Origin of the sequence: Mesorhizobium sp. LMG17149, from assembly GCF_024518695.1 — a bacterium.
In the GTDB taxonomy this organism is placed as follows: domain Bacteria; phylum Pseudomonadota; class Alphaproteobacteria; order Rhizobiales; family Rhizobiaceae; genus Mesorhizobium.
Genome location: NZ_JANIFL010000009.1, coordinates 88827 through 103532 on the forward strand (window position 1 = coordinate 88827; position 14706 = coordinate 103532).

The following is a 14706-nucleotide window of genomic DNA, read 5'->3' on the forward strand; positions in this document are numbered from 1 at the left end:
TCGTCAGGCGGCCTTTTCCTTGGCCTTGCGGGGCAAGTGGGCGACGATGTTCTCGATGATGCGCATGCCGGCATTGTGGCCGAGCGTCATGATCGATTCCGGGTGGAACTGTACCGCGGCGATAGGCTCCTTGCGGTGTTCGAAGGCCATGATTATGCCGTCCTCGGTCTCGGCTGTGACGATGAAATCGTCGGGCAGGCGCACCGGATCGGCAAAGATCGAGTGGTAGCGGCCGACGGTCACTTCCTTGGGCAGGCCCGAGAAGATGATGCCGGGCTTGGAGACCCGGATGCGCGACGGCTTGCCGTGCATCGGTATGTGCAGCTGCCGCAGTTCGCCGCCATAGGCCTCCGCCAATGCCTGCAGGCCAAGGCAGACGCCGAAGATCGGCAGTTCGCGGGCGCGCGCCTTCTTGATGGTTGCGGCGCAATCGAAGTCCTTCGGCGTGCCGGGGCCGGGCGACAGCACGACGAGATCGGGTTTCAGCCGGTCGAAGACTTCCTCAGGCACCGGCGAGCGAACGGTCGAGACGTTGGCGCCGGTTTGGCGGAAATAATTGGCCAGCGTGTGGACGAAACTATCCTCGTGGTCGACCAGCAGGATGTTGACGCCGTCGCCGACGCGCGCGGTCGTGCGCTCGGTGCTGGCGGAATTGCCTGTCTTGGCGTCGCGGATGGCGGAGAGCATGGCGGATGCCTTCAGTTCGGTTTCGGCTTCTTCTTCCTCGGGAATGCTGTCGAACAGCAATGTGGCGCCGGCGCGCACTTCGGCAATGCCGTCCTTGATACGGATGGTGCGGAGCGTCAGGCCGGTGTTCATGTCGCCGTTGAAATTGACCATGCCGATCGCGCCGCCATACCAGGCGCGCGGGCTTTTCTCGTTCTGCTCGATGAAGCGCATGGCCCACAATTTCGGCGCGCCGGTCACGGTGACCGCCCAGGCATGCGACAGGAAGGCATCGAAGGCATCCATGCCTTCGCGCAGCCGGCCTTCGATGTGGTCGACCGTGTGGATCAGGCGCGAATACATTTCGATCTGCCGACGGCCGATGACGCGCACCGAACCCGGCTCGCAGACCCGCGACTTGTCGTTGCGATCGACGTCCGAGCACATGGTCAGCTCGGATTCGTCCTTCTTCGAGTTGAGCAGTTTCAGGATCTGCTCTGAGTCGGAAATGGCGTCGTCGCCGCGCTTGATGGTGCCCGAGATCGGGCAGGTCTCGACGCGGCGGCCGTTGACGCGCACGAACATTTCCGGCGAGGCGCCGATCAGATATTCGCCTTCGCCCAGATTGATGAAGAAGGAATAGGGCGACGGATTGATGGCTTTCAGCTTGCGCGAAATCTCGGATGGCTGCGTCTCGCAGCGCTCGTAGAACATCTGGCCGGGCACGACCTCGAAAAGGTCGCCGCGCTTGAACGAATCCATCGCCTTGCGCACCAGATCGGCGTATTCGCCGGGTTCATGGTCGCCGCGCGGCGGGATGCGGTCGGGGCTCTTGAACGGCTCGGTGATTTCGTCGCGCGGCAGCCCTTCAGTCGAAAAACCCTCGCCGGCATAGTCGTAGCGGTCAGTCCAGGCCTTGGCGGAATAATGGTCGACGACCAGAATCTCGTCGGGCAGGAAAAGCACCAGGTCGCGCTGGCTCTCTTTGCGCTCGAGGGTGTGTTCGACCGGATCGAACTGGAAGGCGAGGTCGTAGCCGAAGGCGCCGTAGAGACCAAGATTGGCGTCTTCCTCGGTCTTGAACAGAGCGGTGATGGCGCGCAGTACGGTGAAGACTGAAGGGACGCGGCTGCGCTCCTCCTCGGTGAAGACACGGCCGGGCTTGGCGACATCGAGGCGGATGAGTGTCTTCGACGTCTCGGCGATGGTGACATCCGCCTGGCTGGCGAGCGCCTTGCCGATGACCGGCAGCAGCGCCTCGCCACGGCGGTTCAGCGCCTCGATGCGCATGGCACGGCCGCGCGCCGAGACGACCAGCGGCGGATCGATGATGGCGGTGTCCCAGCGCGTGTAGCGGCCGGGATATTCATAATTTGAGGAAAATACAGCGCCGCGGCGCGAATTCAGGCCGTCAACGTAAGCGTCGATCGCGCCCGCATAGGGCCGGTCGTGGCGCGCGCGCGTGATGGTTATGCCACCCGCGGTCACGAAACTTTCCGCGCCGTTTTCCAGAAGCTTTATCGTCATTGCCGTCTCCATCAGCGTCTTGGGCAACGGACCCGGGAATGGCTTGGAAAAAACAAATGGCCGCCCGGACTTTCCGCTGCGGCCACCCTCTCTTTTCACGCGCACGTGTTCGAACAGGCCGCTGTCAGCAGGCCCACCACCAAATGGTCTTGATCGAACGCATGTTCATGGCGAAAATCCATAGCCGCGAAAAACCGGATGCGCAACTGATTTGAAAAGCCTGTCCGGTGGCCGCCGCTTCAGCGTCTCATGGCACATCGCCAGGGCGGACAGTGCCGCTTAGACTGTTCCTCTAACAGCAGGAGACGGGAAAACACCATGACCGAGCAGATCGAGCGTGCGCGGACGTTCCATTCCCTCCACGTCAAGGGAAACCCGATCGTTCTCTACAACGTCTGGGATCCGGGTTCGGCCAAGATCGTCGAGAAAGCGGGCGCCAAGGCGATCGCCACCGGAAGCTGGCCGGTGGCTGCCGCGTTCGGCTATGCCGATGGCGAGAAAATCCCGCTGGAGCTGGCGCTCGACAACATCAAGCGCATCGTCACTGCCGTCGACCTGCCGGTGACCATGGACCTCGAGGGCGGCTACGGCGTCGATCCGGAGATTGTGGCTCGCACGGTGACGTTGGCGCTACGGGCCGGCGCTATCGGTTTCAATTTCGAAGACCAGGTTGTCGGCGGCACCGGCCTGCACGACATTTCTGTTCAGGTAAAACGCATCGAAGCTGCGGCAGCGGCCGTCAAGGCCTCCGGCATACCGGCGTTCATCAACGCCCGAACCGACATCTTCCTCAAGGCGAAACCGGATGCGCATGACGACGTCCTGCTCGACCAGGCCATCGAGCGCGCGCAGGCCTTCGAAAAAGCCGGCGCACACGGCTTCTTTGCGCCGGGTCTTGGCGATGAGGACCTGATCGAGACGCTTTGCAAGGCAATCGCGTTGCCGGTCAACATCATTGCGCTGGGGCACGTGCCGCCGCGCCAGCGGCTGGCCGAACTCGGCGTCGCCCGCATCAGCCACGGCCCGGTGCCTTACCGGCAGATGGCGGAATGGCTGGAGGCGAAGGCGCGACTGGCTATTTCGGGTTAAGTCAGTCCTCCAGCGTTCCCGACCGGGCGTCGGCGCTCTTCCTGTCGCCGACCAGCTTCAGAAGATCCTCGCCGGCGCGAATGATGCGGCGAGAGCGGCGGGTCAGGATGAGGCCGTCCTGCGGTGCGAACACTTCGGTGCGGCCGTCGGCTTCACCCGGTGCATGGATGATGGTGGCGAGGCGCGCTCCCTTGGCGACACGGTCGCCCGGCTTCACGTCGTAGAGCACGGCACCTGCCCGTGGCGCCGGCATCATGTCGATGTTTTCCAATGGCGCCACGAAGCCGGTGAAAGGACCCGGCGCGGGCAGGGTGCTATCGGCGATCACGCCGCGCGCCACCAACAGCCGGTAGAGGCCGTCGGCGTCGGCGGCGGCCAGGGCACCGTCGACATCGAGGATGCCGCGATATTCGACGGTGGTGGCGACGCGGCGGTCGAGCTTGGCCACATCGGCGGGGACGTTCTGGTAGGGCATGATCGAGGCGCCCTCGAAGGTGCCGTCGGTGTCCTCGCTCCACAGCACGACCGCGTCGACGCCCATGGCGGCGGCGCAATCGGCCATGGCAGGCCACAGGCTGGTGTGGACGTAGAGGTAGGCGAGGCCCTCGTCATCGCAGTGCAGGTCGAGCACGATGTCATGGCCGAGCGAGAGCTGCACCAGCCGCGTCTTCAGCCGCTGGTCGACGCTGCCAAGGGTGGTGTCGGGCAAGAGCGCTGTGTCGGGCGCGGCGAGCAGCGGAAAGCCGCGGTTGAAATTGGTGCGCGTGCCCAGATGGAAGCGGCCCTGATGCTCGCCGAAATGATATTGCGCCCGGCCGATCGGATTGGCCCAGGGCACGATGGTGAGATTGCCCTTGATGCGGCCTTCGGCCTCCGCCCTGGCAAGCATCGGCATCAGCGCGTCGATGGCGACGACGCCCGGCAACTCGCCGGCATGGAGTGCCGCCTGCAGGTATGCCGAAGGAGCAGCCTTGTCGGAACCAGTGAAGCGGAACAGCGGGAATTCGTAGGAAACCCCTTCGCTTTCGCCGGCGATGCGCTCGATCGATTTCTGCATGACTTCCTCCATCAAGAGCGAGAGACATGCGATTTGAAGGCGCCGATGTCGATTGGTCCAGCCCGCCGCGCTATGGGCGCAAGAGGCTATTCAGCCGGAAGCGGGATGACCGGCGCGCGCCGGTCCAGCGCCTGCGACAGCACGGCGACGGTGACCGCCAACAAAGCGAGTGCTGCGCCGACCAGCGGCAAATTGGCATAGGAAACACCGGCGGAAAGGGCAACGCCGCCGATCCAGGCGCCGCTGGCATTGCCGACATTGAAGGCGCCCTGGTTCAGCGTGGCGGCGAGGTTCGGTCCCTCGGAGGCCGCCTCGACGACCCGGATCTGCAGCGGCGGCACGACGACGAAGATGAGCAGGCCCCACAGGAAGACGATGCCGACGGCAACGCTGGCGATTGCGCCGAACTGCCTGAAGCCAACGAAAAGCAGGGCCATCAGCAGCAGCGTGCCGATCACTGTCGGCATCAGTTTCCAGTCGGCCAGTCTGCCGCCGATAATGTTGCCGATGGTCATGCCCGCGCCGAACAGCAGCAGAACCCACGTGACTGCCGAGGTCGACAAGCCCGATACCTCGGTGAGGTAGGGTTTGATGTAGGTGAAGACGGTGAACAGGCTTGCGGAGGTCAGCGCCGCGATCAGCATGGCCAGCCAGACCTGCAGCTTGCCCAGCACGCGCAGCTCGCCGCGCAGGCCGCCACCGCTTGGCTGGGCGACATCGGACGGCACCAGCCAGGCGATCGCTGCCACCGAGATCAGGCCGATACCGACCACGGCAACGAAGGTGGAGCGCCAGCCGAACGCTTCGCCAAGTGCGGTTCCGGCGGGAACACCCAGGATGTTGGACAGCGTCAGCCCGGCGAACATCAGCGCGATGGCGCTGGCGCGTTTGTTGCGCGGCACCAGGCTGGCGGCAACGACCGAGCCGATGCCGAAGAAGGCGCCATGGCCGAAAGCGGTGAAAACGCGCGCGGCCATCAGCGTCCAGTAGTTGGGCGAGATGGCGCAAAACAGATTGCCGATGACGAACAGGACGGCCAGCCCGACCAGCACAGGCTTACGCGGCAAATGCGCGGTGGCCATCGCCACGATCGGCGCGCCGAAGACGACGCCCAGCGCATATCCGGTAACCAGCAGGCCGGCAGAAGGGATCGATACGCCGAGGTCGGCTGCGACCTCGGGCAGCAGGCCCATGATCACGAATTCGGTGGTGCCGATGCAGAAGGACGCAATGGCAAGCGCAAGGATCGGCAAGGGCATGGGGCGTCCAGACTGAATCGGTTCAAATTGAGACTGCGCGAAGGACGCCACCGTGCGCAAGCTGCATTGCTGCATCGCAGCGATGCAGAAAAGGAAGAGCTTTGAAATGGGTCGCTAACAGGCTGTCAAACCAGCGGCTTCAATTCCTGGGCAATGGTTGGCAACAGCTCCGAGACATTCGGGTGGATGTGCACGGCACGCGCCAGCGTGTCGACGGGCGCCTTGGCGTACATCAGGTCGAGTACGCTATGGATAACCTCGTCGCCGCCGGGGCCGAGCACCGAGCAGCCGAGGATCTGCCTGGTGTCGGCGTCGACCAGGATCTTCATGAAGCCCTGCGTCTCGCCCTTTTCGATAGCGCGGCCGACGCGGGTCATCGGCCGCTGGCCGACCAGCGCGCGACGGCCGGATTTCTTCACCGCGGCCTCGGTCATGCCGCAGCGGCCGAGCGGTGGGTCGATGTAGAGCGCATAGGCTTCGATGCGATCACTGACCTTGCGCGGATCGTTGTCCAGCAGGTTGGCGGCGACGATCTCGTAGTCGTTGTAGGAGGTGTGGGTGAAGGCGCCCCTGCCGTTGCAGTCGCCCATCGCCCAGATGCCGGGCACGCTGCTGCGCAACTGGTCGTCTACAGAGACGAAGCCGCGCTTGTCGACCTCCACGCCAGCCCTCTCCAGGCCGAGGTCATCGGTGTTGGGCGTCCGCCCCAGAGCCAGCAGCACGTGCGAGCCGACCGCCGGCGGTTTGCCGGCGGAGAAGGTCACGGCAATGTCCTGGCCCTGTCTGGCGAAAGCGATGTCGTCGGCGCCGACATGGACCGTGATTCCCTCGTTTTCGAGGATCGACAGGATGGCGGCGGAGACATCCTCGTCCTCGCGGCCGGTCAAGCGTGGGCTCTTCTCGATGACGGTGACTTCGCTACCGAAGCGGCGGAACATCTGTGCGAATTCGAGCGAGATGTAGCTGCCGCCGACGACGATGAGATGGCGCGGCAGCACGTCGAGATCCATCATCGAGGAATTGGTCAGATAGTCGATGTCGTGGATGCCAGGCAGGTCTGGGACCGAGGCTCGGCCGCCGGTGTTGAGGAAGATCTTTTCGGCGGTCAGCAGATCGTCGCCGACGCGCACCGTGTTGGCGGATTCGAAACGCGCATGGCCGCGATAGAGGGTGCATTTGTCCATGCCGGCAATCCAGGTATCGAGATTGGTGCGGGCGTCGATCGTCACCTTGTCCTTGCGCGCCTTGATCCTGGCATAGTCGACGCCGACGGGGCCACTGAGCGTCACGCCGTAGTCGGCGGCGCGGCGCGCAAGATGCGCGGCGTAGGCGCTGGCGACCATGGTCTTGGTCGGCATGCAGCCGGTGTTGACGCAGGTGCCGCCGACCAGCTTGCGCTCGATCAGCGCCACGCTCATGCCGGCGGCCGTCAGTCGGCCGGCCAGCGGAGGGCCAGCCTGTCCGGCACCGATGATGATGGCGTCGAAGGTTTTCGTCGTCATGCCACCGCCGCTACGATCAGCAGGCCGCCGATGATCGCCACCGCGTCCTCGATGAAGGCGGCGGGCGGATCCTTGCCGAAGGCGGCTGCGAGCCGGCCGCGAGCTTCAGCGCCGCCCAGCGTGCCGATGACGGCGCCGATGGCGCCGGCAATCAAGCCGCCGATGGTGGCGCCGCCTGTCGCGCCGATCACCGCGCCGGTGAAGGCGCCCATGACGATGCGGGCGCCGAATTGCTGCGGCACTTTACGGCTCGGCGTCGACGGCAACTGGTCGGTGATCAGTTCGACGATGGCCAGGATGGTGAAGATGCCGACAGCCGCCCAGTGGCTCATGAAGCTCGCCCAGGTGCCGGCAACCGGCAGCCAGCCGAGATAAGCGCCCCAGGCAACGGCAGCCGGCGCCGTCATGGCGCGAAGACCGGCAATGACGCCGATCAGAAGTGCGAGAATGTAGAGCATGGTCGATCCCCCTCGATCACCGGGCCAGGACGGCCTTTAAGACGGCAGGCTACCATAGGTCCAATATTTGACCAGTACTTGCATCGGCGCTTTTCTGTTGGCCGCACTTGTGCTTTTGAAGGACGTGAACTGGAGACAGCGTCATGGCCGAAAGCGAGCGCGTGAAGATGGCGGCCGGCGAATGGTACACCTGCCTCGATGATGAGCTGGAGTCCTTGCGTGTGGTAGCGCGTGACGCGGTGTTCGAGCACAATTGCCTGCCGCCGCGGCAGCGCGGCAATCTCGGGTCGGGCTTGAAAGCTTTGCTCGGCGACGCCGGCGAGGGCGCCCGCATCGAGGCGCCGTTTCACTGCGCCTATGGTTTCAACATCTTTCTCGGCGACGGCGTCTTTCTCAATGCCGGCTGCACCATCCTCGACACGGCGAGTGTGCGCATCGGCAAGGGAACGCTGCTTGGCCCCAATGTGCAGATTTATTGTGCCGAGCATCACAAGGAGGTCGCTGGGCGGCAAGCTGGACTGGAGATCGCCAAGCCGGTCGAGATCGGCGCCAATGCGTGGATCGGCGGCTCAGCGGTCATCCTTGGCGGCGTCAGCATCGGTGAAGGTGCCATTGTCGGTGCGGGGGCGGTGGTGACGCGCGACGTGGCTGCGAACACCACGGTGGTCGGCAATCCGGCACATCAGGTCAAGCGGGACTGAATAGATCAGGACGACAGAACGTACGTCATGCGCTCGCCCTGGTCGGTCCTTCTGGAGAATTCGCGCCGATATTGCGCCGGCGATGTCCTGAGTCTTGCGGCGAAATGCTGGCGCAGCGAGGTGGCGCTGCCGAAGCCGGCTTCGAACGCCACCAGGTCCATCGATTTCTCTGTCGCCTCCAGCAACCGTTGAGCCAGTTCTATCCGTTGGCTGGTCAGCCAATCGCCGAAACTGGTGCCGATCGATTTTTGGAAGCGGCGGGTAAAGGTGCGCCGGGTCAGGCCGGCGGCTTCGGCGACGCTATCCAGGCTATGCGTCTCTCCGAGCGCCGCGCGAACCGCGTCGAGGGCCTGGGTGAACCGGTCGGCGTCCGCGCTTCTTTCCACCGGATGCTCGATGAATTGCGCCTGCCCGCCCTGCCGATGCGGAGAAAGAACGATCTGGCGGGCGAGCCGCAGTGCCGCTTCCGCGCCGTAGCGGGCGCGCACGATGTGGAGACAGCAGTCCAGACCGGCGGCGACGCCGGCCGAGGTCACGATGTCACCATTGTCGACATAGAGCACCGAGGCATCGACGGCGACGTCGGGGTGGAGTTTCTGCAACTGTTCGGAATAGGCCCAGTGCGTCGCGGCACGACGGCCCGCAAGCAGCCCGGCCGCGGCAATGGCGAAGGTTCCGAGGCACAGGCCGACGATCAAGGCGCCGCGTTGGTGCGCCCGGCGCAACGCCTCCATCAGCGACGGCGATGCCGGCTCGCCGAGATGATGCCAGCTTGGAATGATGACGATATCGGCGCCGTCGAGCCCTTCGAGCCCATGCGGCGCGGCAATTGTCAGTCCGGCCTCGGTGTGGATCGGGCCGGGCTTGACCGCGCAGATGCGGAAGTCGAAGCGCGGCAGGCCAAGCGCCGTCCTGTCCTCTGCGAAGACCAGGCACGGTACGGAAAGGTGGAACGGGCTGATGCCGTCGAAGGCGAGTACGGCAATGATCGGGTCGGTCATGGGTGCTTCCGGCAGTTGAATGCGGATTGTCCCAATTCTTTCGAATGATGTCAATCGGGCCACTTTCGGCTGTCTGGCAACCCACCTATTTTCCACCCATCGCATTCAAGCCGGAAAGGAAAACACCATGTCTGACCCAGCCAACGCCACGCCGCGCCGGGCGCTGATCGTCGTCGATGTGCAGAACGATTATGACGGCGGCAGTCTTGCCATCCAGCATCCGCCGTTCCGCGACAGCGTCGTCAATGTGGCGCGGGCGATGGATGCAGCGACTGCTGCCGGCATCAAGGTGGTGGTCGTCAAGCAGATGGCGCCCGAGACATCGCCGATCTTCGCCAGGGGAAGCCATGGCGGCGAACTGCATCCCGAAATAGCCAGGCGTGGGCGCGACCATTATGTCGAAAAGAACCTGCCCTCCGCCTTCACCGGCACCGACCTCGAGGACTGGCTGCGCGCCAACGCCATCGATACGATCACGGTGGTCGGCTACATGACGCACAATTGCGACCTGTCGACCATCATCCACGCCGTGCATATGGGCTTTGCCGTCGAGTTCCTGTCGGATGCGACCGGATCGGTGCCTTACGCCAACAGCGCCGGCTACGCCTCGGCCGAGGAGATCCACCGCGTGGTCACGATCATCCTGCAGTCGCGCTTTGCCGCCGTGCTCAAGACCGCCGAATGGGTCGAGTGCCTGAAGACCGGCGCGCTGCCGGAACGCGACACCATCTTCGGCTCCAACCAGCGGGCGCTGTCACGCAGCGCCGCGTAGGGACTATCTGAAAACAGAAAGGGCGCCGCATCGCTGCGGCGCCCTTTCTGTTCGAATAGAAGGATTCTAGAACAGGCCTTCGATCTGGCCCATCTCGTTGAGGAAGATCTTTTCCGAGGACGGCGCCCTCGGTAGGCCGGGCATGGTCATGACCTCGCCGCAGATGATGACGACGAAGCCCGCACCTGCCGAAAGCCTGACCTCGCGCACCGGCACCGTGTGGCCGGTCGGCGCGCCGCGCAGGTTCGGGTCGGTCGAGAACGAGTACTGCGTCTTGGCCATGCACACCGGCAGGTGGCCGTATCCGGCGTCTTCCCAGGCCTTGAGCTGGTCGCGCACCGACTTGTCGGCGATCGCTTCCGAGCCGCGATAGATACGCTGGACGATGGTGTTGATCTTCTCGAACAGCGGCATCGCATCGGGATAGAGCGGCGCGAACTGCGAAGCACCGGATTCGGCCAGTGCCACCACCTTGTTGGCGAGATCCTCGATGCCGGCCGAGCCGTGCGCCCAGTGCTTGCACAGGATCGCCTCTTCGCCCATCGAGGCGACATAGTCCTTCATCGCCTGGATTTCGGCGTCGGTGTCGGAGTAGAAGTGGTTGATCGCAACCACCGCCGGCACGCCGAACTGGCGGATATTCTCGATGTGGCGGCCGAGGTTGGCGCAGCCCTTCTTCACCGCCTCGACGTTCTCCTTGCCGAGGTCTTCCTTCTTGACGCCGCCATTCATCTTCATGGCGCGCACGGTGGCGACAATGACGGCCGCCGCCGGCTTGAGGCCTGCCTTGCGGCACTTGATGTCGAAGAACTTTTCAGCACCCAGGTCGGCGCCGAAGCCGGCTTCGGTGACGACGTAGTCGGCGAGCTTGAGCGCCGTCGTGGTGGCGACGACCGAGTTGCAGCCATGCGCGATGTTGGCGAACGGGCCGCCATGCACGAAGGCCGGGTTGTTCTCCAGCGTCTGCACCAGGTTAGGCTGCATGGCGTCCTTGAGCAACACGGCCATGGCGCCGTCGGCCTTGAGGTCGCGGGCATAGACGGCCGACTTGTCGCGGCGATAGGCGACGATGATGTCGCCGAGGCGCTTTTCCAGGTCCTTCAGGTCGGTCGACAGGCACAGGATAGCCATCACTTCCGAAGCAACGGTGATGTCGAAGCCGCCCTCGCGCGGGAAACCGTTGGCGACGCCGCCGAGCGAGCAGATGATCTCGCGCAGCGCCCGGTCGTTCATGTCCATGACGCGGCGCCAGACGACGCGGCGGGTGTCGATGCCGAGCTCATTGCCCCAGTAGATGTGGTTGTCGATCAGTGCGGAAAGCAGATTGTGCGCCGTGGTGATGGCATGGAAGTCGCCGGTGAAGTGAAGGTTCATGTCCTCCATCGGCACGACCTGCGCGTAACCGCCGCCGGCAGCGCCGCCCTTGACGCCGAAATTCGGGCCTAGCGAGGCCTCGCGGATGCAGACGATCGCCTTCTTGCCGATGCGGTTCAGGCCGTCGCCAAGGCCAACCGTAGTCGTGGTCTTGCCTTCGCCGGCCGGCGTCGGGTTGATGGCGGTTACGAGGATCAGCTTGCCGTCCTTGTTGCCCTTCACCGACTTGATGAATTCGGCTGATATCTTGGCCTTGTCGTGGCCGTAGGGCAGCAGGTGTTCGGTCGGAATGCCGATCTTCTGGCCGATCTCCTGGATCTGCTTTTTCCTGGCGCCGCGCGCGATCTCGATGTCGGACTTCACTTCGGCCATGACGGCTTTCCTCTGGATTGGACGGTGGAGGGGACGGGTTTGATCTTACTGGCAAGCAGGTTGGAACCGGGCGCGGGCATGTTCTAACCCTGTCGCTGCCACGGCGTCAACTTGTATGCAAATATGTTTCCTCTGGAGAAAGTTCCTCTACGGACCGGCCGACCTGTCGTCGGTTCTTCCCGGCTCCGTTGCCGCGCCGTATAGAAGCCAGAGGACGCGCCGTTCCGCCGTCTCAAAACAGCCGCACAATGCACGGAATGCGACAGAGGCGACGGCGCAAATTCGCCATCGCCTGGTCCCTAATGGAACAGCGCTACTGCGTCAGCACGTTGCTGATTTCGACCATGTTGGAGCGCACCCTGAGCACATAGAAGCCCATCGTCGTCAGGTGCGTCGGCAGCAGCCAGCCATCCTCGCGGCCATTGGCGATGATGAAGGGCTGGATGCGCAGCGCCGAGACGAACTGCGCGTCCATCGTGTCCCACAGGCTCTGCAGATGCTTTTCCTTGATGACGTCCTCGAAGTCGGCCTGGGCGCCCTTCATCAGGCCGTAATAGGCGTAGAGCTGGCCATAGGCGAACCAGTAACGATCGTCAGCGCGGAAATCGAACCAGCCATTGTTGTGGTTTTCCGCGCGTTCCTTGAGGATGGCCGAGGTCGAGCCGATGTCGGATGCGATGCGGTCGATATATTGCTTCAGATTGTCGGCGCGAGCATCGAAGGTCGCCTGGCAGGTGGCAAGTCGTGCGTTGAAGGAGCGCAGCTTGCGCACCGCGTCGCGGTAATAGCTCGGCGTCGGCGTCTTCGGGCCGAACGGGCTCACCCCGAAATACCAGGTGTATTCGTCGAATTGCAGATTGCCGCGAGCATCCTGCAGATCAGCATCAATCTGCGATGTGGTACGGACCCGGCCGAGATTGTCGGCGAGTTCGGTCGCTGTGCGCCGCACCGCCTGGTTGATGCCGCGCTGGAAGGAGGCCTTGTTGTCCATCCACGGCGTGTGGTCCCAGTCGATGCCGAACAGGCCCAGCTTGTAGAGGATCATCGACGAGATCCAGGCATTCTGGTTCACGTTGAAGTCGGTCAGGTCAGCGGCGATCTGGGCAATGCCGGAGTTGCCGCAGGTCTTGGCGGTGTCGGTTCCGGCACCGGCGGCGACCTGTTCACCGGCGGAGACGTTGCGCTTCTCGAACGTGTAGGTGCTGGGATAATTGGGGTTGAAGTTGGTCCACCATTGGGTGGCGTAGAAGAAGTTTGCATAGAGGCCGATCAGCACCAGCAATGCGAGGCCGACCACGGCCTTGAGGATCCAGCCGCGCTGCGTGTACCAGCGTCCGGCCCACAGGAACGGCCACAGGACGACACCGATCAGGAGGCCGATGCCGCGGCCGATCCACTGGAAAATACGGGTGAAGAAATTCACGATCGGATCGAGCATGGCTGTGTCACCCCCTCAAAGCATGATGCCAAAAAGTTGCAGACTTTTTGGATAACATCATACGCCAAAACAAGAAGTTAGAACGAAATAACGGTTCTTTTCGTTCTAGTCAGTCAGGCCGTAGAGGCGTGTGCGAAACGCCACCTTGTCCTTCAAATATGTGGTTTTGAGAACGTCCACAACATGCGATCGCCAGGCATCGCTGAAGCCGTCATAGTCCTTGTAGAAGCCGTCCTTGTTGAAGATGTAGCGCGAGACGAAGTCCGACGGTACGAAATCCGAGATCAGCCGGTTGGTCAGCCAGGCGTCGGGGTGGTCTGGCTTGGCGCGGATCACCAGGAAACGCTGCTGCGGGAAGACATCCTCGATCTTCAGGTGGCCGAGCTGGGCGATCTCGCGCTTGGCGGCGTTGAGGAAAGGGAAATTGCCGTCCCTGGTGATCAGGTCGGCATGGCTCTGGATCCAGGTCTGCAGCCAGACCTTGTCGACATTGGTCAAGTTGCGGTTCGGCTCGGCGTCGCGGATCAGCGCGCGCACCACCATCTCGGCGCGGTGCTCGAGATAGCCCGAGGCCTCGACCCAGGAGGCACGCGGCAGCTCGATGCGGCCGGTGGTGGCGAGGAACTTGAACACCTTGTCGGCGTCGTTGATCGAGAGATAGCTGACCTGCCACGGCCGCGAGCGGCGAAAACCGGGGGCGGCCGGATCGCTGATCACCGTCGTCACATCCGGATCGACGAACACGTAGAGGCCGCCGAAATGGCTGGTCCAGTAGGCGTTGTGTCGGAAGATCACCTGGTCGGGTACCAGCGCGTTCTCGCGGATGTCGCCGCAGATCTTGGCGAGCTCGACCATGCGGGTCAGCATGGCGTTGTCGCGCCAGGCATCTGGCTCCTGCTTCAGCCGGTCGACGAGCTTGCCGAGTTCGGCTGCCTTGCCCAGCACATCCTCGGCCGACAGCACCTTGAATTCGACCTGGCTGATCGACAGCAAGTCCTCGATGTCGTTGACCTTGGGAATGGAATCCTCGATCTCGCCGTAGATGACGTCTTTGATCGTCAGCGCATCGATGGCGCGCCGGTTCCTGGACATGAACTCGAACATCAGTTGCGAGGTGTTGGAGAAGGCGGTGTGCACCACCGGCAGGTCAATCTGCGACGGCGTCAGGATGATGAAACGGCGGTTGACCTCATTGGGATCGAGATAGTCATAATCATCGCATTCCTCGGCCACTTCGGGCGAGAAGCCGGTGCGGTCGATCTGGAAGCTCTTCAGTTTCGTCGGCTTCAAGCCGAACGCGGCCAGCGCCTTGTTGTAGCGCTGGATGAGGTGCGGCTCGTCGACCGTCAACAGCCGGCCATAGATCAGCTCATTGTCGCGCAGGAGATCGGGTTTCTTGGCGGGGCTCATGCGGAAGGTTCCGACGGGCTTTGCCTGGAAAGGCGAAGCGCCAACGCTGACGCCCCCCTCTCCCCGTTCTTTACGGGGAG

Annotated in this window: 12 protein-coding genes; 3 read left to right on the forward strand and 9 right to left on the reverse strand. The window is 63.5% G+C overall.

What is annotated here, in order from left to right; translation table 11 throughout:
* Positions 1-3 precede the first annotated feature (3 nt).
* Positions 4-2193, reverse strand: a complete 2190-nt coding sequence (locus NP945_RS21515) for an anthranilate synthase (RefSeq protein WP_256747463.1) — start codon at positions 2191-2193, stop codon at positions 4-6.
* A gap of 318 nt (positions 2194-2511) precedes the next feature.
* On the opposite strand from NP945_RS21515, the gene NP945_RS21520 reads away from it, so the two are divergent.
* Entirely contained in the window at positions 2512-3282 is a 771-nt protein-coding gene (locus tag NP945_RS21520; protein WP_127273278.1) for an isocitrate lyase/phosphoenolpyruvate mutase family protein, read from the forward strand.
* Position 3283: 1 nt separating this feature from the next.
* On the opposite strand, the gene NP945_RS21525 is transcribed toward NP945_RS21520, so the two are convergent.
* The 4 genes from NP945_RS21525 to NP945_RS21540 form a co-directional block, all read right to left on the reverse strand.
* Entirely contained in the window at positions 3284-4339 is a 1056-nt protein-coding gene (locus NP945_RS21525) for a succinylglutamate desuccinylase/aspartoacylase family protein (RefSeq protein ID WP_256747464.1), read from the reverse strand.
* Positions 4340-4425: 86 nt separating this feature from the next.
* Positions 4426-5598, reverse strand: coding sequence for an MFS transporter (locus NP945_RS21530; RefSeq protein ID WP_127272313.1), 1173 nt, complete (start codon positions 5596-5598; stop codon positions 4426-4428).
* A gap of 125 nt (positions 5599-5723) precedes the next feature.
* Entirely contained in the window at positions 5724-7100 is a 1377-nt protein-coding gene (locus tag NP945_RS21535) for an FAD-containing oxidoreductase (protein ID WP_256747465.1), read from the reverse strand.
* On the reverse strand, positions 7097-7558 hold the full coding sequence (locus tag NP945_RS21540; protein WP_256747466.1) for a DUF4126 domain-containing protein: 462 nt from the start codon (positions 7556-7558) through the stop codon (positions 7097-7099). Before NP945_RS21540 ends, NP945_RS21535 begins: the two co-directional genes overlap by 4 nt.
* Before the next feature lie 143 nt (positions 7559-7701).
* Between NP945_RS21540 and NP945_RS21545 the strand changes: the two genes are divergently transcribed.
* Positions 7702-8259 carry a sugar O-acetyltransferase gene (locus NP945_RS21545; protein ID WP_127321328.1) on the forward strand — a complete coding sequence of 186 codons (558 nt, stop codon included), beginning with the start codon at positions 7702-7704 and terminating at the stop codon, positions 8257-8259.
* A 5-nt stretch (positions 8260-8264) separates the two neighbouring features.
* On the opposite strand, the gene NP945_RS21550 is transcribed toward NP945_RS21545, so the two are convergent.
* Complete coding sequence (locus NP945_RS21550; protein ID WP_256747467.1) at positions 8265-9260, reverse strand: GlxA family transcriptional regulator; 996 nt, start codon at positions 9258-9260, stop codon at positions 8265-8267.
* A gap of 127 nt (positions 9261-9387) precedes the next feature.
* On the opposite strand from NP945_RS21550, the gene NP945_RS21555 reads away from it, so the two are divergent.
* Entirely contained in the window at positions 9388-10032 is a 645-nt protein-coding gene (locus NP945_RS21555; protein WP_127396751.1) for a cysteine hydrolase family protein, read from the forward strand.
* Between the two features lie 66 nt (positions 10033-10098).
* On the opposite strand, the gene NP945_RS21560 is transcribed toward NP945_RS21555, so the two are convergent.
* From NP945_RS21560 to NP945_RS21570, 3 genes are all read right to left on the reverse strand, one after another.
* Positions 10099-11778 (reverse strand): formate--tetrahydrofolate ligase, encoded by a 1680-nt coding sequence (locus NP945_RS21560; RefSeq protein WP_127321325.1) that lies wholly within the window; start codon positions 11776-11778, stop codon positions 10099-10101.
* Between the two features lie 313 nt (positions 11779-12091).
* Positions 12092-13216 (reverse strand): DUF2333 family protein, encoded by a 1125-nt coding sequence (locus NP945_RS21565; protein ID WP_127809509.1) that lies wholly within the window; start codon positions 13214-13216, stop codon positions 12092-12094.
* Between the two features lie 105 nt (positions 13217-13321).
* Entirely contained in the window at positions 13322-14626 is a 1305-nt protein-coding gene (locus tag NP945_RS21570) for a DUF6638 family protein (protein ID WP_128308492.1), read from the reverse strand.
* Between the last annotated feature and the right edge of the window lie 80 nt (positions 14627-14706).